This window comes from Halomonas sp. SCS19, assembly GCF_040147015.1.
Taxonomy (GTDB): domain Bacteria; phylum Pseudomonadota; class Gammaproteobacteria; order Pseudomonadales; family Halomonadaceae; genus Halomonas; species Halomonas litopenaei.
In genome coordinates, this window is sequence record NZ_JAMSHN010000001.1 from 1998580 (window position 1) to 2021473 (window position 22894).

The 22894-nt window shown below is 64.1% G+C and carries 21 protein-coding genes; 15 read left to right on the forward strand and 6 right to left on the reverse strand.

Going from position 1 to position 22894, the window contains the following annotated elements; genetic code table 11:
• Window positions 1-42 precede the first annotated feature (42 nt).
• The 3 genes from NFH97_RS08645 (at window position 43) to NFH97_RS08655 (ending at window position 4196) form a co-directional block, all read left to right on the forward strand.
• A complete protein-coding gene (locus NFH97_RS08645) occupies window positions 43-1347 on the forward strand; it encodes a DcaP family trimeric outer membrane transporter (RefSeq protein WP_349624692.1) in 1305 nt (434 codons plus the stop codon).
• Window positions 1348-1700: 353 nt separating this feature from the next.
• Window positions 1701-2549, forward strand: a complete 849-nt coding sequence (locus tag NFH97_RS08650) for a DUF72 domain-containing protein (protein WP_349624693.1) — start codon at window positions 1701-1703, stop codon at window positions 2547-2549.
• Between the two features lie 306 nt (window positions 2550-2855).
• Window positions 2856-4196 carry a sodium-dependent transporter gene (locus NFH97_RS08655; RefSeq protein ID WP_124804538.1) on the forward strand — a complete coding sequence of 447 codons (1341 nt, stop codon included), beginning with the start codon at window positions 2856-2858 and terminating at the stop codon, window positions 4194-4196.
• A gap of 446 nt (window positions 4197-4642) precedes the next feature.
• Here NFH97_RS08655 and NFH97_RS08660 read toward each other — a convergent pair whose 3' ends face one another.
• Window positions 4643-4855 carry a PA3496 family putative envelope integrity protein gene (locus NFH97_RS08660; RefSeq protein WP_045994480.1) on the reverse strand — a complete coding sequence of 71 codons (213 nt, stop codon included), beginning with the start codon at window positions 4853-4855 and terminating at the stop codon, window positions 4643-4645.
• Between the two features lie 298 nt (window positions 4856-5153).
• Here NFH97_RS08660 and hexR point away from each other — a divergent pair, with 298 nt between their 5' ends.
• From hexR to NFH97_RS08680, 4 genes are all read left to right on the forward strand, one after another.
• Entirely contained in the window at window positions 5154-6014 is an 861-nt protein-coding gene (gene hexR / locus NFH97_RS08665) for a transcriptional regulator HexR (protein ID WP_045994481.1), read from the forward strand.
• Window positions 6015-6098: 84 nt separating this feature from the next.
• Window positions 6099-8303 (forward strand): DNA helicase II, encoded by a 2205-nt coding sequence (gene uvrD / locus NFH97_RS08670; RefSeq protein ID WP_108131969.1) that lies wholly within the window; start codon window positions 6099-6101, stop codon window positions 8301-8303.
• Window positions 8304-8342: 39 nt separating this feature from the next.
• Complete coding sequence (locus tag NFH97_RS08675) at window positions 8343-8558, forward strand: aquaporin (protein WP_274601870.1); 216 nt, start codon at window positions 8343-8345, stop codon at window positions 8556-8558.
• Between the two features lie 190 nt (window positions 8559-8748).
• Window positions 8749-9849, forward strand: a complete 1101-nt coding sequence (locus tag NFH97_RS08680; protein WP_045994484.1) for a TRAP transporter substrate-binding protein — start codon at window positions 8749-8751, stop codon at window positions 9847-9849.
• Between the two features lie 182 nt (window positions 9850-10031).
• Here the strand turns inward: NFH97_RS08680 and NFH97_RS08685 are convergent, their stop codons facing one another.
• Complete coding sequence (locus NFH97_RS08685) at window positions 10032-10439, reverse strand: acyl-CoA thioesterase (RefSeq protein WP_124804648.1); 408 nt, start codon at window positions 10437-10439, stop codon at window positions 10032-10034.
• A gap of 103 nt (window positions 10440-10542) precedes the next feature.
• On the opposite strand from NFH97_RS08685, the gene NFH97_RS08690 reads away from it, so the two are divergent.
• From NFH97_RS08690 to NFH97_RS08720, 7 genes are all read left to right on the forward strand, one after another.
• Window positions 10543-11625 carry a PstS family phosphate ABC transporter substrate-binding protein gene (locus tag NFH97_RS08690; protein ID WP_349624694.1) on the forward strand — a complete coding sequence of 361 codons (1083 nt, stop codon included), beginning with the start codon at window positions 10543-10545 and terminating at the stop codon, window positions 11623-11625.
• Window positions 11626-11709: 84 nt separating this feature from the next.
• Window positions 11710-12918 carry an ABC transporter permease subunit gene (locus NFH97_RS08695; protein WP_045994486.1) on the forward strand — a complete coding sequence of 403 codons (1209 nt, stop codon included), beginning with the start codon at window positions 11710-11712 and terminating at the stop codon, window positions 12916-12918.
• Window positions 12915-14480, forward strand: coding sequence for a phosphate ABC transporter permease PstA (pstA, locus tag NFH97_RS08700; RefSeq protein WP_348827326.1), 1566 nt, complete (start codon window positions 12915-12917; stop codon window positions 14478-14480). The genes NFH97_RS08695 and pstA overlap by 4 nt, the downstream gene beginning before the upstream one ends.
• An 86-nt stretch (window positions 14481-14566) precedes the next feature.
• Window positions 14567-15340, forward strand: a complete 774-nt coding sequence (gene pstB / locus NFH97_RS08705) for a phosphate ABC transporter ATP-binding protein PstB (protein WP_045994491.1) — start codon at window positions 14567-14569, stop codon at window positions 15338-15340.
• Window positions 15341-15372: 32 nt separating this feature from the next.
• Window positions 15373-16107, forward strand: coding sequence for a phosphate signaling complex protein PhoU (gene phoU, locus NFH97_RS08710; RefSeq protein ID WP_045994487.1), 735 nt, complete (start codon window positions 15373-15375; stop codon window positions 16105-16107).
• 139 nt (window positions 16108-16246) lie between these two features.
• Window positions 16247-16975 (forward strand): sulfate transporter CysZ, encoded by a 729-nt coding sequence (gene cysZ / locus NFH97_RS08715; RefSeq protein WP_108449564.1) that lies wholly within the window; start codon window positions 16247-16249, stop codon window positions 16973-16975.
• A gap of 103 nt (window positions 16976-17078) precedes the next feature.
• Window positions 17079-17414, forward strand: a complete 336-nt coding sequence (locus NFH97_RS08720) for a YnfA family protein (RefSeq protein ID WP_349624695.1) — start codon at window positions 17079-17081, stop codon at window positions 17412-17414.
• Window positions 17415-17445: 31 nt separating this feature from the next.
• Here the strand turns inward: NFH97_RS08720 and phoR are convergent, their stop codons facing one another.
• The 4 genes from phoR to NFH97_RS08740 all read right to left on the reverse strand — a co-directional run bounded on the left by phoR (window position 17446) and on the right by NFH97_RS08740 (window position 21368).
• Window positions 17446-18774, reverse strand: a complete 1329-nt coding sequence (gene phoR / locus NFH97_RS08725) for a phosphate regulon sensor histidine kinase PhoR (protein ID WP_045991648.1) — start codon at window positions 18772-18774, stop codon at window positions 17446-17448.
• Window positions 18775-18834: 60 nt separating this feature from the next.
• Complete coding sequence (gene phoB, locus NFH97_RS08730; protein ID WP_045991649.1) at window positions 18835-19524, reverse strand: phosphate regulon transcriptional regulator PhoB; 690 nt, start codon at window positions 19522-19524, stop codon at window positions 18835-18837.
• Between the two features lie 114 nt (window positions 19525-19638).
• Entirely contained in the window at window positions 19639-20532 is an 894-nt protein-coding gene (gene ubiA / locus NFH97_RS08735) for a 4-hydroxybenzoate octaprenyltransferase (RefSeq protein WP_045991650.1), read from the reverse strand.
• A 197-nt stretch (window positions 20533-20729) separates the two neighbouring features.
• Entirely contained in the window at window positions 20730-21368 is a 639-nt protein-coding gene (locus NFH97_RS08740; RefSeq protein WP_348827323.1) for a chorismate--pyruvate lyase family protein, read from the reverse strand.
• 161 nt (window positions 21369-21529) lie between these two features.
• On the opposite strand from NFH97_RS08740, the gene NFH97_RS08745 reads away from it, so the two are divergent.
• Window positions 21530-22690, forward strand: coding sequence for an FAD-dependent oxidoreductase (locus tag NFH97_RS08745; RefSeq protein WP_045991651.1), 1161 nt, complete (start codon window positions 21530-21532; stop codon window positions 22688-22690).
• The last annotated feature ends 204 nt before the right edge of the window (window positions 22691-22894 follow it).

Sequence of the window (22894 nt, forward strand, 5' to 3'; positions counted from 1 at the left end):
CCATGACGACCGCCACGACAACGATAATGAAGGGGGACGGCGATGAGCGGATTGCGATCCACAAGCGCCTTGCTGACGGGAACCGGCCTTTGTCTGCTGATGCCGATCGCGGCCGAGGGGCAGACGTCGATGCAGGAACTCAATGACCTGAAGGCCCAGATCGAACAGCTCAAGGCCCAACAGCAGGCGGCCATGCAATTGGTCGAACAGCAGCAGGCCCAGATCGATAACCTGATCAACCAGCAGGCCAGCATGCAACAGGACGTCGCCGACGTCAGCGAGAACGTGGTCAAACGCACCGAGAGTGGCGACTTCCTGGTGGGAGATACCACGGTGTCCTTTGGCGGCTACATCAAGGCTCAGGCGGCGTTCTCCGACAATGGACTCAGCGACGGCAAGGCCAACGAGACGGTGACGGCGGGGCTGTTGCGCGCCACCGACGATGACGCCGACAACCGCGTCAGTTTCAGTGCGCGGGAAACGCGTCTGAGCTTCGGTACCAGTACACCGCTGGGTGGCGATACCATGAAGACCTATATCGAGACGGACTTCTATGGCGCCGACGACGAAGCCAATGAATTTGTTTCGCACTCCTACGCGCCGCGGCTGCGCCACGCCTACCTGAGCTGGGGCAACTGGCTGGCCGGGCAGTACTGGTCAACCTTCATGGATCTCAAGGGGCTTGGCGAGATCGACGCCTTCAGTACCCATACCGGCTCGATCTTCGTGCGCCAGCCACAGCTTCGCTATACCTATCCGCTGGATTGGGGCAGCCTGCAGTTCGCGGTGGAGAATCCCGAGGACGGCGACGACGACCAGGACACCCCGGACATGGTGGCCCGGGTCAATGTGGACCAGGAGTGGGGGCATGTTTCAGCGGCCACCGTGGTCAGGCGCTTCAGCCTGGATGACGCCGAGGACGACGACAGTCGCTGGGGGGCGGGTTACAGCCTGACCGGACGATTCCCGGTGTTCGAAAAAGACGACCTCATGCTGCAGGCCAACTATGGCAACCTGGGACGCTACATGGCGCTGGGCGCCTACCCCAACGCCAAGGTGGAGGACGGCCAGATCAAGATGGTGGAGTCCTGGGGCGCCTCGGCCATCTATCGTCACTACTGGACCGACACGCTGCGCTCGAGCATCGCCTACTCGGCGACTGAACTCGACAGCAACGGTACCGGCGACGACACCGACAGCTACGACAGCTTCTTTCTCAACCTGATGTGGTCGCCCTTTGCCAACACCACGCTGTCGGCGGAGTACCAGCGCTACGACCTGGATGAGGTGGACGGCGATACCTTCGACCTGGACAGGGTTCAGTTCTCCGCCAAGTACGACTTCTAGGGCTTGTCTGAAAAGTGCCTGCGCTCGGTAATACGGCGTTAAAAATCGGCAGGTGCGCCAGCCCGGTCAAAATGCTCATTTACACCCCGTAAACTGCGCTTTCTCACCGATTTTTGCCTTGTCTAACCTTCGCTCGTCGACTTTTCGGACAGCGCCTAGGAGGCTGAAAATCCCCTGTGTCCGTCGGCTTTTCGGACAGAGTCCCGGCTGAGGGCGAGAAGCTCCGGCGCTCGGCGCCGCTTGAAGCTTGTCAGCATCGCCCCGTTCGGCAACATCGGGCGGGGCGATGCTATGCTGGCGCCCCTGAAACCGTCGAGTCTGCCTTCTTGAACGATCGATCAGCGCAACCACCCATGTACATTGGTCTGCCGATGTGGGCCAATCCCGACTGGCGTGGTGGTCTGTTCCCACCCCACGCCGGGCGCGAGGGTTGGCTCGACGACTACGCCGCCGTATTTAACGCTGTCGAGGGAAATACCACCTTCTACAGCGGGGTGCCCAGGCCAGGAACCGTGGAGAGCTGGGCCCGCCAGGCGCCTGCGGGCTTTCGCTTCTGCTTCAAGCTGCCTCAGGCACTAACCCATGGCAAGCGACTACGCCAGGTGGAAGCCGAGGTGGTGGACTTCCTCGATGCCCTGGGGCCACTGAAGGATCGCCTCGGGCCGGTCATGATTCAGCTCCCCAGGGACTTTGGTCCTGAGGAGGTGCCTGCTCTGGAGAAGGTTCTACGAGATTGGCCACAAGACGTACCCTGCGCAGTAGAACTGCGCCACAGTGAATTTTTCCACAAGGGGAGCGCCGAGAGAGATATCAACGCCCTGTTGATAAGTCATGGCGCCGATCGCGTGATGCTGGATGTCAGGCCGTTGTTTTCCGGGCCGCCCGAGGCCCATTCGGGATTGATCCAGGCTCGTGCGGAAAAGCCAAGACGCCCACTACACGTGATCTCTACAGCAAAATTTCCTGTGATACGTTTCATTGGCCATCTTGACAGCGCCATCAACGAGCACTATTTCACCCCCTGGATAGACCAGCTAGCCTTGTGGATAAAACAGGGGAAAACCCCTTTTCTTTTTGTGCATACGGCGGATAATCGCGAGGCCCCGGAACTGGCCAGAAACCTGTACGCCAGAGTCGCCGATAGAATGGGGTGGCAGGCATTGCCCGGGTTTCCGGGAGATCGACAGAATCAGCTGCTTTGACCATTGTTGGCTGGCGTTTGTTATTGTCATACGCTAGTTTTGTCGGCTGTTCGTCACTTGCCACGGGCCAGAGACGGTCGCCTCCTTATCCTTGGATGGTGACTCGCCTGGACCCACCGGTCTCGACCAGCGCGAACCCTGCGCTGGGGAAGAGTGGTGTGCCGGCAGTGATCCTGCTGACATCCGTCAGACCCCTTGTACATCGGTGGATCCGTGACCCGGACCATCGAGGACGTGGCGACTACAAACACAACGCCGTCATTGCATCCGATCGATCGATGACGACACGTATCCGAAGGGTGATTTATGTCCAAAACGACACACGCGCAGTGGTCATCGCGCTTTTCCTTTATCCTCGCCGCCACCGGTTCCGCTGTCGGGCTTGGTAATATCTGGAAGTTTCCCTACATGGTGGGCGAGAGCGGTGGTGCCGCCTTCGTGCTCGTCTACCTGCTGTGCATCGGCCTGATCGGCCTGCCGATCCTGGTCACCGAGTGGATGATCGGTCGGCGTGGGCAAAGCAACCCGGTCAATGCCATGGCCAGCGTCGCGGCCAAGGCCGGTCAGCCCAAGGTCTGGGCCCTGGTCGGCGTCGCCGGGGTCATCGGTGCCTTCCTGATCCTGTCGTTCTACAGCGTGATCGGTGGCTGGTCGCTGTACTACACCCTCGGTAGCGTGACCGGTGACTTCAGCGGCCAGGACGCCGACGGTATCGGTGCCTTGTTCAGCGGCATGCTGGCAAGCCCCGGTCTGCTGCTGCTGTGGCACTCCATCTTCATGCTGCTGGTCATCGGTATCGTTGCTCGCGGCGTGACCAAGGGCCTGGAAGGCGCGGTCAACGTGTTGATGCCGGCCCTGGCGCTGCTGCTGGTGGTGCTGGTGGGCTACGGCATGACCACCGGCCACTTCGGTGAGGCGTTGAACTATCTGTTCAACCCGGACTGGTCCGCACTCAATGGTGAGGTGGTACTGGCAGCGCTGGGACACGCCTTCTTCACCCTGTCACTGGGCATGGGCATCATGATCGCCTACGGTTCCTACCTCGGCGAGAAGGTCGACCTGATCAAGACCGCACGCACCGTGGTGATCATGGATACCGTGATCGCACTCGGCGCGGGCCTGGCGATCTTCCCGATCGTGTTTGCCAATCAGCTCGACCTGGCCTCCGGCCCGAGCCTGATCTTCGTCACCCTGCCGCTGGCCTTCGGCAATATGGGCGGTGGCCTGATCCTGGGTCTGATGTTCTTCCTGCTGCTGACCTTCGCCGCCCTGACCTCGGCCATTTCGCTGCTCGAGCCGGTGGTCGAGTTTGTCGAAGAGCGCACGCCGTTGTCGCGTTCCGCGTCGGCGGTGGTCTCCGGCATCGGCGCCTGGGCGCTGGGTATCGCCGCTCTGCTGTCCTTCAACGTGTGGAGTGACCCGGTACTGTTTGGCCTCGGGGTGTTCGACCTGCTGGACAAGCTGACCAGCAAGTTCATGCTGCCGTTGACCGGCCTGGGTGCCATCCTGTTCGCGGGCTGGTTCCTCAACCGCGAAGGCGTGGCCGAAGACCTCGGTCTGTCCGGTGGCAAGGAAGCCCTGTGGGTCGCCTTGACCCGCTTCGTGGCGCCCATCGGTGTGGCGGTGGTGTTCATCTCCAGCCTGTAACAGGCGTCATTGCTGCATGCCAGACCAGAGACCCGGCCTTGTGCCGGGTCTCTGCGTTGACAGGCAATGCCAGACGATCCATCGGAACCGGGCGGCAGGGCAAGACTGCCCGTACAGAGTGACCAAAGGGGGACGTCAACGAGGTGGCAGTGGGGCCTCAGCGGGAGCCCAACGAGACGTCAGTGCTTGTTCATTGATGCCTGCAGCCAAAGACATGCATTTGGGAGAGCATGCCAGGAGGGACGCTTGGCGGTGCCTTTGACGCGCCTGGGGCTTTCAGGCGACAGACACCTGATGGCGAGTCTCGTCGGTGCGATTCTCGCAAGGGATGGGCCGGCCGTCGCTCGAGCCAGCGGCCAGGCCCCGAATTATGGTACAGACCCGCGTTGTTGGCGGTCTGGCGCACGTCGGGCCGGCGGCCACGCGTGCTGGTTCAGTCTACCGGGTCAGTGCATTTCGTCGTCGTTGCCGTCTTCCGGCAGTTCGGCGATGTCTTCGGATAGACGCTTGAATTCCCGATGAAGCTCGATGCCGCGGCGGGCTCGCAGGTTACGTTGGGCCGCGGTGCGGGAGCGCCTTTCGTGTTCGGCGACTTCCATGCTCATGAAGATGTCGAGGAGTTCACTCTTGACGGAGGATAACCTTTCGACATTACGCATGATCGATTCTCCTATGCAGTGAATGTGCCGGCATCCAGGACGCTGCGCGACACTGCCCTTTTACTATACCCCAGTTGACAAAAAGATGACGGTGTGGACGTCAATCCTGCAACGTTCTGCCAACGCTAGAAAAAAATCCATCCGGTTGCGCAGGGGCGGCCTGGGGGCTCGATGCATGACGCAGCACAGGGCGCATTTGACGCCGTCATGGGGCATACTGGAACCAGACCGGATCGATAGCGACGGGCATTGCGCCCTGCCAGCTCCGGGTCCTCCCAGCCAGTCAAAGGAGTAGAGGGTGAGTCGCGCGCTGTTTGATGAAATGCGACGTCGCATGGAGCACTTCCGTCGGTCGGAGCAGAAGGTCGCACGCTTCGTATTGCGCAACCCCGACGAAGTTATCCACATGCGTATCGTCGATCTGGCCACCGAGGCCAAGGTCAGCGAGCCCACGGTGGTACGCTTCTGCCGGGCCCTGGGCTGCAACGGCTTTCAGGACTTCAAGTTGAAGTTGGCGCAGATGCTGGCGTCGGGCAGCCAGTTCGCGCAGTTCTCGATGAATGACAGCGACTCCGTGGCCGAGTTTTCCCACAGCATCTTCGATTCCACGGTGGGGACCCTGCTGTCGATCAGGGACCGGCTCGACAACGAGGCGTTGAACAAGACCATCAACGCCCTGGCCATGGCCAATCGCGTCGAGTTCTACGGCTACGGAGCCTCCGGTGCGGTGGCCTTCGATGCTCAGCACAAGTTTTTCAGGCTACAGATTTCCACCGCCGCCTACGCCGATCCGCACATGCAGAACATGTCGGCGGTGACCCTCAAGGAAGGCGATGTGGTGGTGGCGATCTCGCAGACCGGCCGCACCCGGGCACTGGTGGCCAGCGTCAAGCTGGCACGGGAGGCGGGCGCCACCGTGGTCGGTCTCTGTCCCAGCGGCTCCCCCCTGGCGGACGAGGTCGACCTGCCGCTGTACATCGATGTGCCCGAAGACACCGAGATCTACACGCCCATGAGTTCCCGTATCGCCCATCTGGTACTGGTCGACGTGCTGGCGGTGGGAGTGGCGAAGACCCGGGGCCCCAAGCTCGCCGAGCAGCTCAAGGCGGTAAAGCGCAGCCTCAACCCGCTGCGCTATCCGGAGTCTGATCCTTCCTGACCGAGGGCGCCCTGCCTGTCCATTTATCCAGCATCGCTGTGGTAGACTGGGCGCCCATTTTCGATCTCGAGCGGTGCCTTCTCCATGGACGACGTCACGGCGATCATCGACGGCCTCAATGCGGCGCAGCATGAGGCGGTCTGCGCTCCCCAGGGCAATATGCTGGTGCTCGCCGGCGCCGGTTCCGGCAAGACCCGCGTGCTGGTCCATCGCATCGCCTGGCTGATGCAGGCAGAAGGTCTCTCGCCCTACGCGGTGCTGGCGGTGACCTTCACCAACAAGGCCGCCAGGGAGATGCGCACTCGCCTGGAGGCGTTGCTGGGGATCTCGCTGCGCCACGTCTGGGTGGGTACCTTTCACTCCATCGCCCATCGCCTGCTGCGTACCCATTGGCAGGATGCTCGTCTGCCCCAGCACTTCCAGATCATCGACTCCGATGATCAGCTACGTCTGATCAAGCGCCTGTTGAAGGACAACAAGATCGACGACGAGCGTTTTCCGCCCCGTCAGGTGCAGTCGTTTATCAGCGGCTGCAAAGAGGAGGGATTGCGTCCTCACCAGGTCCGGATCAACGGTGACGCCTACGTGGAGCAGATGGTGGCGCTGTATGACGTCTACCAGCTGACCTGCGAACGTGGCGGCCTGGTCGACTTTGGCGAGCTGCTGCTCAGGAGCCTCGAGCTGTTGCGCGACAATCCTGCTCTGCTGGCCCACTATCAGGAGCGCTTCGCCCACGTACTGGTCGACGAGTTCCAGGATACCAACACCCTGCAGTATGCCTGGCTGAAGCTGTTGACCGGACAGCGCACGCCGATGACGGTAGTCGGCGATGACGACCAGTCGATCTACGGCTGGCGCGGGGCACGGGTGGAGAACATTCGTCGCTTCGAGCAGGAATTCACCGACACCAAAACGGTGCGCCTGGAGCAGAACTATCGCTCCACCAGCGCCATCCTCGACGCCGCCAATGCCCTGATCAAGCAGAACTCGGATCGCATGGGCAAGGAGCTGTGGACCGCCGGCAGTCGTGGCGAACCGATTTCGGTCTACGCCGGTTTCAACGACTTGGAGGAGGCGCGCTTTATCGTCGACACCATCAAGGAAAAGGTCGACGAGGGGTTCAAGCGCCAGGAGGTGGCCATCCTCTATCGCTCCAACGCCCAGTCCCGCGTTATCGAGGAGACCCTGATCCGCCAGGGCATGCCCTACCGCATCTACGGGGGCCAGCGCTTCTACGAGCGCCTCGAGATCAAGAATGCGCTGGCCTACCTGCGGCTGCTGCTCAACCGCGACGACGATGCCTCGCTGGAGCGGGTGATCAATGTCCCTGCCCGCGGTATCGGTACCCGCACGGTGGAGGGACTGCGCGATCGTGCCCGTCGTACCGAAGTGTCGCTGTGGCAGGCGATCCACGACACCCTGGCCGAAGGCTCGCTCAAGGGGCGTGCGGCCAACGCCGTGGGTGCCTTTGCCAATCTGATCGAAGGCCTCGACAACGACACCTCGGGGATGGCGCTTCACGAGATCATCGCCCACGTGAATCAGCGCAGTGGACTGATTGACCATCATCTGAGCGAGAAGGGGGAAAAGGGGCAGGCCCGGGTCGAGAACCTGGAAGAGCTGATCAACGCCGCCCGTGCCTTCACCCAGGGCGAGACGCTGGACAACGTCGAAGCCGGGGAGGGCATGGCCGCGCTGGAAGCCTTTCTGGCCGAAGCTGCCCTCAATGCCGGCGAGCACGAGGCCGACGAATTCGAGGACAGCGTCCAGTTGATGACGCTGCACTCGGCCAAGGGGCTCGAATTTCCCATCGTGTTCGTGGCCGGGGTCGAGGAAGGCCTGTTTCCCCACCGCATGTCGCTGGAAGAACCCGGGCGCCTGGAGGAGGAGCGCAGGCTCTGCTACGTCGGGGTCACGCGCGCCATGCAGAAGCTCTACCTTACCCACGCCGAGATCCGTCGCATGCACGGCAAGGAGACCTTTCAGCGCCCGTCGCGCTTTCTGCGTGAGTTGCCGGAGTCGCTGCTCGAGGAGGTGCGTCTGCGTGGCCAGGTGTCACGTCCGGTCAGCGCCCGGCCAACGCCGTCGCGCTTCGCCCAGACGACCGTGGAGGCGAGCGGCGATCTACCTGCCTTGTCGCTGGGCCAGCGGGTACGCCATCCGGTATTCGGGGAGGGGGTCATCCTCAACGCCGAAGGAGAGGGCGAGCGGGCCCGTGTCCAGGTCAGCTTCGAAGGCCACGGCGACAAGTGGCTGGTGCTGGGCTTCGCCAAGCTGGAGGCGCTGTAGCGGGGTCTCAGTCTAGTCATCAAGGCGCCGGTGACCGCCATGGGCCTGCTGACACTGATCCATCTGATCAGCATCCCGGTGACCAACACCTCGGTCAATCCGGCGCGCAGCACGGCGGTGGCGGTGTTCGTGGGAGACTGGGCGCTGGCGCAGCTGTGTTTATTCTGGGTGGCGCCGCTGATCGGTGGTGTGCTGGGTGCGCTTGTCTACCGCCTGATCGGAAGCGCTCGACCGGTGGGCGAGCAGGCGACCTGAGGTGACTTGAGCAAGACGCAGGAAACCGGCCCGGCCATCGCCGGGCCGACCTGCATGGTGGTGGCTTGCAGGCGAATTTCGCTTTGCCGCATACTGCTTGGCGGACACCACGCCGAGCGCGGGGAATGGCGCTTCAGCGCGGCTCCCTGCGCTCCCGGCGTCGACACTACAAGCTTCAGGAGCTCGCCCCATGGAACGTCGTTCCTTCCTCAGGACAGCCGGCCTCGGCGCCGCCGGCGTGGCCGCCGCCCCCTTCGTCAATACCGCCAGCGCACAGGAAACCATCACCTGGAACATGGTGACGTCCTGGCCCAAGAACTTTCCGGCCCTCGGCACCGGAGCCAACGATCTGGCAGCGCGTATCGAGCGGATGTCCGGCGGACGCATGAAGGTCAGGGTCCATGGTGCCGGCGAGATGGTACCGCCGATGGAGGTCTTTGACGCCGTGTCCCAGGGAACCGCCGAGATGGGCCACTCCGCTTCCTACTACTGGCGGGGAAAGGTCGCGGCTTCTCAGTTCTTTACCGCCGTGCCCTTCGGCATGACCACCACCGAGACCAACGCCTGGCTGTACTACGGCGGCGGCCAGGAGCTGTGGGACGAGCTCTACGCCGACCACAACCTCAAGCCTTTCGCGGTGGGTAACACCGGCACCCAGATGGCTGGCTGGTTCAAGAAGGAAATCAACTCGCTCGAGGATATGCAGGGCCTCAAGCTGCGTCTGCCAGGGCTCGCCGGCGAGGCGATGGCCGGGATCGGCGTGACCACCCTGACCATACCGGGTAGCGAGATCTTCACCTCCCTGCAGACCGGCGTGCTCGATGCCGCCGACTGGGTGGGGCCCTACAATGATCTGGCCTTTGGTCTGCATCAGGTGGCTGACTACTACTACACCTCGGCCTGGAATGAACCCAGCGCGGTGCTGGAAGGCACGGTCAACCTGGATGCCTGGAATGCGCTGCCCGATGACCTCAAGGCGGTGGTCAACGAAGCCGCCAAGGCCTCCAACCTGGCCATGATCAGCGAATTTGCCTTCCGCAACGCCGAGGCCCTGGACGCCCTGGTCAACGAGCATGGCGTCAAGCTGCGCTCGTTTCCGGAGGAAGTACTGGCGGCCCTGCATGATTCCTCGCAGCAGGTGCTGCAGAAGCAGGTCGACAACGACGAGGCGTCGGCGCGGATCTACGAGTCCTATCGCAATTTCCAGAGCCAGGTACGCAAGTTCTCTGACGTTGGTGAGTTCGCCTACCTGAAGGCCCGCGATAGCGTGCTTGGCCAAGGCGAGTCCTGACGCCAGGCAAGGCTCAAGAGTGGTGGCGCAGACCCGGCGGTGACGGGCCTGACGTGGTGTTGAAGGCTAGCGACGGAAAACCAGGCGCGCCACGGGCGCGCCTCTCTTGAAGGGCTATCTTGCAGGTCTAGCTCGCACCTCTCTCTCGCCGGTCGCGTTCCCAGCTCTTGCTGAGGTATCGCTCAGGTATCGGATCGGACGCCGCGTATGCGACCGTTGTCATCCAGTGCCACCATCACATGGCGCGCCTCGGTGACCTTATGCAGGTCGGCGTCTTCGGCGTCCTGGAGGGACCGGATCCAGACCTCCACGTCGATCTTGATGGAACTGTGGCCGATATCGCGCACCTCGGTGTAGACGCAGACCAGCGAGCCGACACGCACCGGGCACAGAAAGTCCATGCCTTCGATGGCGACGGTGGCGGTACGTCCCATCGCCTCGCGGCTGGCGGTCCATTCCGCGGCCTGATCCATCAGGCCCACCAGCCAACCTGCCGGGATATCGCCGTGGGCATTGGTATGCTGTCGTGTCGCGGCCAGCTGGAGCGTCAGCTGTCCCTTTGGCACGGGAACGTCATCGAGTTCTGTCATCATGGTGGGCGGCGCCTGGTCGTGGATGTTGTTGTGTCGTCATGGTACCCACCCGGGTCAGTCTTTCTCTACCGTTGGTGTCATGAAACGCCCAGGGGAGCGCATGTCTAGGTTGTCGCGTTGCATAGGTGCGCTCAAGCGCACGCTGTTGGCTCCCAGCCGGGGGCCGAGAACGCTGTCGATAGCGGTGTCGAGCGAAGCGCCGGCAGCGGTGTCGAGAGTGGCGCCGGGAGTGGCGCCAAGAGTGGCGTCGAGGCTGGTCTCGGGCCTGGTGCTTTCCGCCATGCTGGTGTCGGCGAAGGTTGCCGCCCATGACGTGGCCGGCTCTCTCGATGCGGTAGGCTCGGATACCATGGCGGAGTTGATGCTACGTTGGGGCGAGCAGTTCGAAGAACAGCGACCGGGGGTCAGGCTGCAGCTTCAGGTGGCCGGTTCGGCCAGTGCACCGCCTGCCCTGATCGCCGGCACCACCCTGCTGGGCCCCATGTCCAGACCCATGCAGGAGGACGAGTCCGCGGCCTTTCTCGAGCGCCATGGCTACGCGCCGACGCCGGTGGTGGTCGGCAAGGATGCCCTGGTGGTGGTGGTCAATCGCCACAACCCCTTGTCTCGACTGTCTCGAGCAGAGCTCGATGCGATCTTTTCCGACACCCTCGCGTGCGGTGCCAGCGAGAGCATCGAGCGCTGGCAGCAGCTGGGGCTCGAGCGCCCGGGGGGCACCATCCACCTGTATGGCCGCAACGCGGTCTCCGGCACCCATGGATTGTTTCGTCGCCGCGCCCTGTGTGACGGCGAATTCAAGGTATCGGTCATGGTGTCGGCGGGCTCTGCCGCCGTGGTGGCCGCCGTGGGTGACGATCCCGCAGGCATCGGTTACGCCGGCCTGAATCACTTGAATGCGGACGTCAAGGCGGTAGCGATCGGCAACGCCGAAGGCGGGATTCTTCCGCGCCGACAATCGCTGCGAAGCGGCGGCTATCCGTTGTCACGGGACCTGTTGATCTACGTCAATCGCCCACCCGAGGGCGAGCTTCCCGACGTCGAACGGGCCTTTCTCGACATGGTGCTGTCACCCTCGGGCCAACGGGTGGTCAAGGAGCTGGGTTTCGTGGCGCTGCCGCCGTCTGTGCTGGCCGCTCAGCGACATGCCCTGGGGCTGGCTGAACTGCCACGGGACGGGCCTTGAGAGATGCCAGGCCCCGGCCGGGTTGTCATCTGGGTGTCATGAAGTTGTCGTAATCTTTCGCTATACACCGATGGCCCAAGATCAATGTCTGACCCTTCTCCGATAACCTCACTGCACCAGACGAGACAGCGACGTGACCGCCTGGCGACCATGCTGATCACGGCCGGAGGGGTTGGCGTGCTGTTGGCGGTGGTCGCCATTGCGGTATTTCTGCTGGTCGAGGTGCTGCCGCTGTTCTGGCCGGATGGCGCTAGCTTTCCGCTGGAGGCGCTGTGGTCATCGCCAGACGTGAGCGGCGAGCCCGAGTATCGCTGGCTGCCCCATCGGCTGGATGACGCCGCGGTGCCCCAGGCGAGCCTGGCCCCGCTGTTGTGGGGCACCCTGGAAGCGGCCGCCTGGGCGTTGGTGGTGGCGATTCCCTTGGCCCTGGGTGCTGCGGCGCACTCCAGCCTGTACATGTCTCCCGGCCTGCGCGCACGGCTCAAGCCGACGCTGGAGCTGATGGAGGCGATGCCCAGCGTGGTGCTGGGGTTTATCGCGGGTCTGGCGCTGGGGCCCTGGGTCGAACGTCACCTGGCGCAGTCGCTGTCGATTGTGGTGGTGCTGCCCGCGGCGGTGGTGCTGCTGGCGTTGGGCTACCGGTGGTTGCCCGATCGGCTGAAGGCTGCCCTGACGTTACGCTGGGCGGCCCTGTGGTTGATACCCTGTCTGTTGCTGCTGGTGTGGCTGGCGATGAGTGTGGCGCCGATGTGGGAAGGATGGTGGTTCGATGGCGACCTGCGCCTGTGGGTCGAGGAGTCCTGGGGGCTCGACGTGCAGGCACGCAACGCCTTGATCGTCGGGCTGGCCATGGGTTTTGCCGTGATTCCCGGCATCTACGCGCTTGCCGAGGATGCGCTGAGCGATGTGCCTCGGGAGTTGGCCGAAGGCGCCCAGGCCATGGGCGCGACCCGCTGGCAGACGCTCACCCGGGTGATGCTGCCGGTGGCGCTGCCAGGTGTCTTTTCGGCGATCATGATCGGCGCCGGGCGCGCCGTGGGCGAGACCATGATCGTGCTGATGGCCAGCGGCAACAGCGCGCTGATGACGGCGAGCCCGCTGGATGGCTTGAGGTCGCTGGCCTCGAGCATCGCCATCGAACTGCCGGAAGCCGCACCCGGGGGCAGCCACTATCGGCTGTTGCTGCTGGCGGCGCTGGCCCTGTTTGCCTTCACCTTTCTGGTCAACACCCTGGCCGAGGTGGTGCGCGCCCGCCTGAAGCGTCGTTTTACCCGGCGTAAGGGGGACGCATGAAGATTCCCGGCCACACCGCGGTGGGCATGCCCGGCAAGCGGCGCACTCGAGAGGGCCCCTGGGCCTGGTTGGCAGCGGCCTCGGTGGCGCTGTCGCTGATCATGCTGGGGGCCTTGCTGGTGCTGTTGAGCGTCAAGGGCCTGGCCAATTTCTGGCCAGCGACGGTCCACCAGTTGACCCTGAAGAGCGGTGAGATGGTGATAGGGGTTCCCCTGGAGACCCGCGAACTACCCTCCGGGCAGGGGCTGGAGCGGCGCTATCTGACCGCCAATCGTGATGACGGCGGTGGCATCTGGCGGTGGCTCGCCAATGACCAGATCACCGAAGACACCACGCCGGAGGATCTGGTGGTGCTGGAGCGGCGCCACTGGGGCACCTTCCTGGGGCGTCTGGTGGCCTTGCAGTCGGGTGATCAGCGCTTGACCGGTCCGGATGCCTGGACGGTGCTCGAGTCCCGGCTGAAGGAGATCAATGCCCTGCGCGACGAACGTCGGCGTCTGACCCACGACGAGATATTACCGCTGATCCGCAGCATGGAAGACCAGGATGGCCACCGCTCGGAGGATCGGCGTCTGGCCGACCTGCAGCGCCGGGCCAGTGAGCTTCAGCAGCGCATGCAGGGTGACCTGGTGGTGCTCGAGAATGGTCAAGGGCGCCGTCAGGAACAAGCCCTTGCCGAGATACTCGAGGCCTGGCGCCCCAACGCCATGGCCTGGCATGAAAAACTCGGCCACTGGGTGCGGGAGCTGTGGCAGTTTCTGTCCCAGGGGCCACGCGACGCCAATACCGCTGGTGGCGTCTGGCCGGCGATCTTCGGCACCATCCTGATGGTGCTGTTGATGTCGATTCTGGTCACGCCCTTTGGGGTGTTGGCGGCGGTCTATCTCAATGAGGTCGCCCACCAGGGTCGATTGACCCGACTGGTCCGGATCGGCGTGCGCAATCTGGCCGGGGTGCCGTCCATCGTCTACGGCGTGTTCGGCCTGGGGGTCTTCGTCTATGGCATCGGCGGCAGCATCGATCGCTGGTTCTTCGAATCGACGCTGCCCTCGCCGACCTTCGGCACCGGCGGGCTGCTGTGGGCCTCGCTGACCCTGGCGCTGTTGACCTTGCCGGTGGTGATCGTGGCCACCGAAGAAGGTCTTTCGCGGATCCCGCTGCACCAGCGTGAAGGCGCCCTGGCGCTTGGGGCCACGCGCTTCGAGACCCTGACGCGGGTGGTGCTGCCGATGGCCACGCCGGCGATGCTGACCGGCCTGATCCTGGCGGTGGCCCGGGCCGCCGGCGAGGTGGCGCCGCTGATGCTGGTCGGGGTCGCCAAGCTGGCGCCGCAGGTGCCGCTGGACGGGGAGTTTCCCTTCCTCCACCTTGAAAGGAAGTTCATGCACCTGGGGTATCACATCTATGACGCGGCCTTTCACTCCAGCGATGTCCAGGCGGCGATGCCGCTGGTGTATGCCACAGCGCTACTGCTGGTCACGGTGATTCTGGTGCTTAACCTGACTGCAATATTCATGCGTCACTATTTGCGTAAGCGTCATGGTGCCCCGGTGCGCCGATGATGCAGGGAGAGGCAATGTCCATCGATGGCGAGCTGCCCAAGCGTCAGCTGGCCCAGGCAAGACTGGGAAATCGACGCGGGGCGGTCATGGAGTTTTCCGCGGCCGATACCTGCCTGGATATCCAGGGTTTGACCCTGGCCTATGGCGGCAAGACGGCGCTCAAGGATCTGACCCTGCGCATTCCACGCCATCGGGTCACGGCCTTTATCGGGCCGTCGGGCTGCGGCAAGTCGACGCTGTTGCGCGCCTTGAATCGTCTGCACGACCTCAATGAGGACGTCAGTCGTCACGGCCAGATTCATCTGGACGGCCACGATATCCATGACCCCAGGGTGGCGGTGGCCGAGCTCAGGCGTCGGGTGGGCATGGTGTTTCAGGCACCGAACCCCTTCCCCATGTCGATCTACGACAACGTCGCCTTTGGCCTGCGTCTGCAGGGAGGCTTGAGCAAGCGCCGCATCGACGATGTGGTCGAATGGGCACTGAAGTCGGCGGCGCTGTGGGACGAGGTCAAGGGGCGTCTACGGGCGTCGGCCTGGTCGCTCTCGGGAGGCCAGCAGCAGCGTCTGGTCATCGCCCGGACCCTGGCGGTGGAACCCGAGGTGCTGTTGCTCGACGAGCCGGCCTCGGCCCTGGATCCGATCTCGACGCTGAAGATCGAGGAGCTGATTCGCACACTCAAGCCGCATCTGACCCTGGTGCTGGTGACCCACAACATGCAGCAGGCGGCGCGGGTGTCGGACTATACGGCGTTTTTGCACAACGGTGAGCTGGTGGAGTACGGCCCGACCGACACCCTGTTCACGCATCCGCGCCTGAGGCGCACCGAAAACTACATCACTGGACGCATGGTGGGCTAGCGTCCCGTCCCATGCTTCTTCAGGAGACCTTCATGGATATCACCAGCGATACCCACAGCCAGCACATCTCGAGGCAGTTCAATCATGAGCTCGAGGAACTCAAGACCCACCTGATGGCCATGGGTGGCCTGGTGGAAAAGCAGGTGCAGGATGCCGTCAGTTCGTTGCTCGACGCCGACTCTGCACTGGCCTCTCGTGTGGTCGACAACGACCGTGCGGTCAATGACATGCAGGTCAAGATCGACGACGAGTGTACCCGCGTGCTGGCACGCCGTCAGCCGGCGGCCTCGGACCTGCGACTGGTACTGGCGGTGATTCGTGCGGCGTCGGATCTCGAGCGTATCGGTGATGAGGCCAGCAAGATCGCGCGCAACGCCATCGAACTGGTCGACGGCAACAACGGCACCCGCGGCTTCGTCGAGGTGCGCAATATCAGCGAGCACGTGCGTCACATGATGCGTGACGCCCTGACCTCCTTCGCGCGTTTCGACACCGAACTGGCGATGCAGGTGGTGCAGGAAGACGAGCGGGTCGACAGCGAGTATCAGAGCGCCATGCGCTCGCTGATGACCTTCATGATGGAGGATGCGCGTTCGATCTCTCCGGTACTGGGCATCATGTGGATCCTGCGCGCGCTGGAGCGTGTCGGCGATCACGCCAACAACCTGGCCGAGTACGTCATCTATCTGGTCAAGGGCCTGGATATCCGTCACATCGACCCTGACGACCTCAACCAGGAACTGCTCGACGACAGCAGCACGTCTTGACCTCGACGCCCTGAGCGGCGTCAATAGGCCGGCCCCGTCAGGGTCGTTGCCTGCACTCTGAGCATCGGGCCATCGTCGAGACGATGGCCCGATGTCGTTGGGGCACTGTCATCTTCAGCCACTGCCAAGGATCGATGTCATGCTGAATGCCCTCGAGGCGGTCCGCCGCGGAACCCGCCTGGTCTATAGCCAGGGCCTGCGTCGTTATGTGTTTCTTCCCATTCTGGTCAACCTGCTGGTCTACGCCGGCATGCTCAGCTACGTGCTCGGTGAGTTCGGTGGCTGGCTCGATAGCTGGATGGCCATGGTGCCGAGCTGGCTGGAATGGCTCGACTGGCTGATCTGGCCGTTGTTTGTGGTCAGCCTCGTGCTGATCGTGTTCTTCAGCTTTACCCTGGTTACCCACCTGATCGCCGCCCCCTTCTACGGCTTCCTGGCAGCCCGGGCCGAGGTCGAGCTGACCGGCCGCGAGCCCATCGATGATCGTGGCTGGCTCAAGACCGGTCTCGACGCCCTGGGCAGGGAGCTGTTGAAGCTGGCCTATATCCTGCCGCGCATGATCGGGCTGTTTATCCTGAGCTGGATTCCGGTGGTCAACCTGATCGCGCCGCTGTTGTGGGCGGCCTTCAGCGCCTGGGTCATGGCGATCACCTACCTCGACTACCCGATGGATAACAACAAGGTCAGCTTCGCCGACATGCGCAAGCGCCTGTCGGCGCGCTGGTGGCCGAGTCTCAGCTTCGGTGGCCTGGTGACCTTGATCACCTGGATCCCGCTGGCCAACCTGTTTCTGATCCCCGGGGCCGTGGCCGGCGCGGTGCTGATGTGGGATCAGCACTATCGGCAGTTGCCGGTGGTAAGGCGTTGAGCAGCAGTTTGAGCACCGCTATCGGCGTTGTCGATGGCCGTACGGCGTTGAGTAGCGCTGTCGATGGACGTGCGGCATCAAAAGGGGAAAGCAGGGAGGCACCATGACGGCGCTGTTGCCTAGTCTTTTGCTCTATATCGCGGCGGCGCTGGCCGAGATCGCCGGTTGCTTTGCGGTGTGGCGCTGGTGGCGAGATGACGCCTCGGCCTGGTGGCTGCTGCCCGCGGTGGCGAGTCTGGTGGCCTTCGCCTGGCTGCTCAGTCAGATCGATGCCGACTACGCCGGGCGTGCCTTTGCCGCTTACGGGGGCATCTACATCGTGGCGTCGCTGGGCTGGCTGTGGTGGGTCGAGCAGCGCCTGCCGGATCGCTGGGACCTGATCGGGGGAGTGCTGTGTCTGGTGGGTGCCGCGGTCATCCTGCTGGGGCCCAGGAGCTGATGGGAGCACGCTCTGTTCGTTCTGGCGGGGCCTAGTGCACAGCGCCTGCGCGGCCGAGCGCCACCGGGTCGGCCGCTGCCAGCCGGCTCGAGGGAAAGATGCAGCGGAAGGTTGCGCCCTCGCCGAGTCGGGAGTCGATATCCAGGCGTGCCTCGTGGCGCAGCAGCACGTGCTTGACGATGGCAAGCCCCAGGCCGGTACCACCGGTGGCGGTGCTGCGGCCCTTGTCGACCCGGTAGAAGCGTTCGGTAAGGCGTGGCAGGTGCCTCGGATCGATGCCTTCGCCGTCGTCTTCCACCTCGAGGCAGGCGCCTTCGCCGTAGGCACGCCAGCGTAGCGTGATATGGGCGCCGTCACCGGCGTAGCGCACCGCATTGAAGGCCAGGTTGGAGACCGCGCTGTGCATCTCCTTCTCGCTGCCGGTGAGACTGCGCGATTCTTCGACGACGACCTCGATCTGCTGGCGCCCGCCTGACAATGCCTCGGCGTCGCGCTTGACCGCCTGCAGCAGGGTGGTGGGGTCGAGGCGAACGTGGTCGCTGCCGCCCTGGTCGTTCTCGAGTCGTGACAGCAGCAGCAGGTCGTTGACCAGATTCTGCATGCGGCGCGTCTGGCTCTGCATCTGGGCGACCCCCTTGCCCAGGCGCTCCGGCAGCATGCCGGCCATGTCGCTGTAGGTCTCCAGGTAGCCGGTGAGCACGGTCAACGGCGTGCGCAGCTCGTGGGAGACGTTGGCGACGAAGTCGCGGCGCATCTGTTCCAGGCGATGCAGACGGGTGATATCGCGGGCCATGACCAGGCGTTCATCGTCACCGTACAGGGTGATCTGGAACTGCAGGATCATGTTCTCGTCGATGGGGGAGGGCAGGCTCAGCGGTTCGCGGTAGTCACGGGCATTGAAGTAGCCGACGAAGCGCGGGTCGCGCAGCAGGTTGGTGATGTGCTGGCCGCGGTCCAGCGCCGGCTTCAGGCCGAGCATGCGCTCGGCGGAGCTGTTCCACCACTCCAGGTCGCCGTGGCGATCGAGCATCACCACGCTGTCGCGCATTGCCTCGGATGACTCCTGGATACGCTGGAGGGTCGAGCGCAGGCGGCGCTGGGTGATCCGCTGGCCCTTTTGATAGCGATAGAGGCGATCGAACAGCTCGCCCCACAGGCCACTGGCGGTGGGAGGTTCCTGCTGGGGGCGGTGGGTCAGCCAGTCGTGCATCGCGTGCAGGTTGCGCAGGTGATAGCTGAGCCCAAGCGCCAGGCCCAGGCCGATGCCTACGCTGGACAGCGAGAAGGGCCAGCCCAGCAAGGCGCCGAGACCCACCAGCACGGCCAGGCGCCAGACTTCTCGTCTCCACAGACGACCCACGTCAGTTCTCGGCTCCGTTCACCTCATCCCTCCTGGTGCTGCGTTGCGTCGATGGCTCGCTCAGACCTTGGCCGAAAAGCGATAACCGGTACCGCGTACGGTCTGGATCAGTTGCTGATGGGGTTCCCCCAGGGCCTTGCGCAGGCGGCGGATATGCACGTCGACGGTACGTTCTTCCACGTAGACGTTGCCACCCCAGACCTGATCGAGCAACTGGCCACGGGTGTAGGCGCGCTCCTGGTGGGTCATGAAGAACTGCAGCAGGCGATATTCGGTGGGGCCCATGTCCAGTGACTTGCCGTCGACGCTGACGCGATGGCTGACCGGGTCGAGCTTGAGGCCTTCTACCTCCACCGGGTCCTCGACGCCCCGCGGAGTGGCGCGTCGCAGCACTGCCTTGAGTCGGGCCACCAGTTCTCGCGGCGAGAATGGCTTGGTGATGTAGTCGTCGGCGCCGGCTTCGAGACCCTGGATCTTGTTGTCCTCCTCACCCTTGGCGGTGAGCAGGATGATCGGCAGCTCTGCGGTGGTTTCCTCGCGCTTGAGCCGGCGGGCCAGTTCGATGCCGCTGGTGCCCGGCATCATCCAGTCCAGCAGCAGCAGGTCTGGCTGGTCATCGACGATGATGGCGTGGGCGGCCTGAGCATTGTCCGCCTCGAGCACCCGGTAGTCGGCCATTTCCAGCGCCACCGCGATCATTTCGCGGATCGGGGCTTCGTCATCGACGATCAGTACGGTCTTGGCGGTCATCCCGGGAGCCTCTTGGTCAGGGTCTTACACTCGACGGTGACAAATGACACCACGTCAATGTGACAATTAGATGACATTGTATCCATTGTCGAGCGACCGAGACGGGCATTTCCCTCACCCGAGGGAGGGGTAGAGGCTCAGTCCGAGTCCGGCGAACAGCAATAGGCCCGACCAGTGGTTGTTGAGAAAGGCCTGGAAGCAACGGTCGCGGTCACGGCTCTTGATCAGCCGCTGCTGGTGGACAAAGGTCGCGCCCATGGCCAGCCAGCCGAGCCAGAAGAAGCCGCCCAGCGCCAGCAGGCTGCCGGCCCAGGCCAGCAGCCCCAGGGTAGCCAGCTGCAACAGCGCAATGATACGGGTGTCCCAGCGGCCGAACAGTACCGCGGTGGACTTGATGCCGATCTTGAGGTCGTCGTCGCGGTCGACCATGGCGTATTCGGTGTCGTAGGCCACGGTCCACAGCACGTTGGCGGTAAACAGCAGCCAGGCGACCATCGGGACTTCGCCGAGCACCGCGCCGAAGGCCATCGGAATGGCCCAGGAGAAGGCTGCGCCCAGCACCACCTGGGGGAAGTGGGTGTAGCGTTTCATGAAGGGATAGCTGGCGGCCAGCACCGCTCCGATCAACGACAGCCACACGGTAAAGCCGTTGGTCAGCCAGACCAGCGCGAAGGCCGATCCCAGCAGGCACACGAACAGCACCTTGGCCTCCCGCTCACTGATGCGGCCGGTGGCCAGCGGTCGGTTCTTGGTGCGTTTGACGTGGCCATCGAAGTGGCGATCGGCGTAGTCGTTGACCACGCAGCCCGCCGCCCGCATCAGGTAGACGCCGGCGACGAAGATCAGCAGGGTGTCACGGGCCGGAATGCCCTCGGAGGCCACCCAAAGCGCCCACAGGGTCGGCCACATCAACAGCCAGGTACCGATGGGGCGGTCCAGACGCATCAGCGCCAGAAAGTCGGGAATTCGGTTCAGGTATCCAGGGGGACGCAGCAGCGAACGATCCATCGGTCTCTCTCATGCTCTGGCGCAGGTCAGGCGAAAATGAGGCGTAAGCCGGGCAACAGTCGCTCCTCGGAGAAACATCGCCGAGAAGCCTTGGCGCAGCCTAGCGCGAGCCGACGGCCATGACCAGCCAGGCGGCTCGCTCCGAAGGTGGCGACGGAAGGGCGATGGCGGGGTGACAGCCGGTGAGCGACAGCTAGTCAGCCGGTGGCAGAGGCCGACAGCGACAACGCTCGGCCCATGGTCGGCATAAAGCTCTCCTGCACCAGCAGCACCCAGCCGCTGTGACGAAATACCGAGCGGCGTTGCCACAGTCCGGTATAGCCGTGGATCGGCCTGGTGTTACGGCCGATCTGAATGGCGCTGCGCTCGAGATCGGGCTGGCGAAACAGCCAGCTGCCGAGAGAGGTCTCGCCGAGGCCTTCGAAGGGAGCGTCGTGACGCTCGACGATCGGTGCCACGCTGCGCGCCACCACCCAGGGCTCCTCGTCCACGCACAGGGCGACCTCGCGCAGCCAGGCCTGCTCGTCGCTGGCCAGGCCCAGCACGTGGGCCTCGTCAGGCCACGGCAGGCCCTTGGCCTCCGCCAGCAGGCGTACGCGAAAGTGCCCGGCGCCTGCCGCCTCGATCAGGCGTTCTGTCAGGGAGTCCCGCGAGGCCAGCCAGGCGTGCCAGTCAGCGGGCACCGCGATGCCACCGGAGGCCAGCGACACCCAGCCGGGGTCGACGATATCGGCCGCGTCGGCATTCGGCGAAGCGGCTGTGGCTGGCGCGGGATTACCCGGTTCGGACCCCGAGCGCTCCCCCAGGGAGCGGAATGTGGAAGGAAGCTGTGTCATGCGGCCTCGGCAGGGCTGTCGTCACCGGAGGGCGGTGCTCCGGTCGGTCGGCGCATAGTGTACCATGTGGCCCAGCACTCACCCGCTGGTGTGGCCCCGTGCGGGCCGGCCCAGCTTCAACAGCGACCGCCCGGCGGTCGTCGGCAGAGTCGAAGGAAGCGATGCAAGGACCCTTGACCATCATCGGTACCGGCATGGCGGGCATAGGCCTGGCACGCCAGGTGCGGGCGCTGGACGCCCACCGACCGATCACCCTGATCAGCGCCGACTCAGGCGATGACTATTCCAAACCGCTGCTGTCCACCGGCTTCGCCAAGGGCCTGGCGGCGGATCGGCTGGCCGCGCGCTCGGCGCTGGAACTGGCCGATCAACTGGGCGCGGTGGTACGTCCCCACACCAGGGTCGATGCCATCGATCTGGCGTCGCGCACCCTGAGCCTGGGCCAGGAACGCCTGCCCTGGTCGGATCTGGTGATTGCCACCGGTGCCAGCCCCGTGGCGCCCTTCGAGATTCCCGATGCCCTGGCCGGACGGGTGTTCTCGATCAATGATCTCGACGACTATCGGCGTTTTTCGGCAGGCCTCGAGGCGCTGGGGCGCCCGGCTCGGGTGGCCATCGTCGGCCTCGGACTGGTCGGCTGTGAATTTGCCAACGATCTGCACGCCGGTGGTCATCGCGTCTGCCTGGTCGGCCCTGAACCCTCGTTGCTGCCCAGGTTGCTGCCACGGCGGCTGGGTCAGACCCTGAGCCAGGCCTTCATCGAGGCCGGCATCGACGTCATCCATGGCCGTCTGGTGAGCAGGCTCGAAGGTGCCGGTGGTGACATCGGTGTGCACCTCGACGACGGCCATGAGCTGGAGGCGGATATGGTGCTGGTGGCCACCGGTCTGAAGCCGCGCTCTCGGCTGGCGCGAGAGGCCGGTATCGCGACAGATAATGATGCCATCGCCGTCGATCGCTACCTTAAAAGCTCCGATCCTCGTGTTCATGCGCTGGGTGATGTGGCCTCGGTGGACGGTGTCAATGCCATGTACGTGCAGCCGCTGCAGGCTTCGGCCAAGGCGCTGGCTGCGACCCTGTGCGGTCGTCCCACCCAGGTGCGTTACGGGCCCTGGCCGGTGCTGGTCAAGACGCCGCTGCTGCCGGTGGTGGCGCTGCCGCCGATGACCGACAAGGTGCATTGGCGAATCGAGGCCGACGGCGAGGATATCAGCGCCCTGGCCGAGGATGACGAAGGGCGTCTGCAGGGCTTTGCGTTGACGGGAAAATGCGTTCGTCGGAAAGTCGAACTGGCGCGGGCGGCACCGCCGTTGCTAGGCTAGGTTCGTCAACGGCGCGGGTTGTACGCGATACAGCCGTCGTTGAAGGTGCCACCGAGGCAGGGCAATTCTATCGGGGACGACCGCCACGACGTGTGGCTGGCCGGTGCCGTATCGCCGGTTTCGTACCGATGGAAGAGGCAAGGTCCCGTCGGCGGTGGCTCTCGCTAGTCGAAAGACAGTCAGGAAGCGCTGAGCGCACCGTGA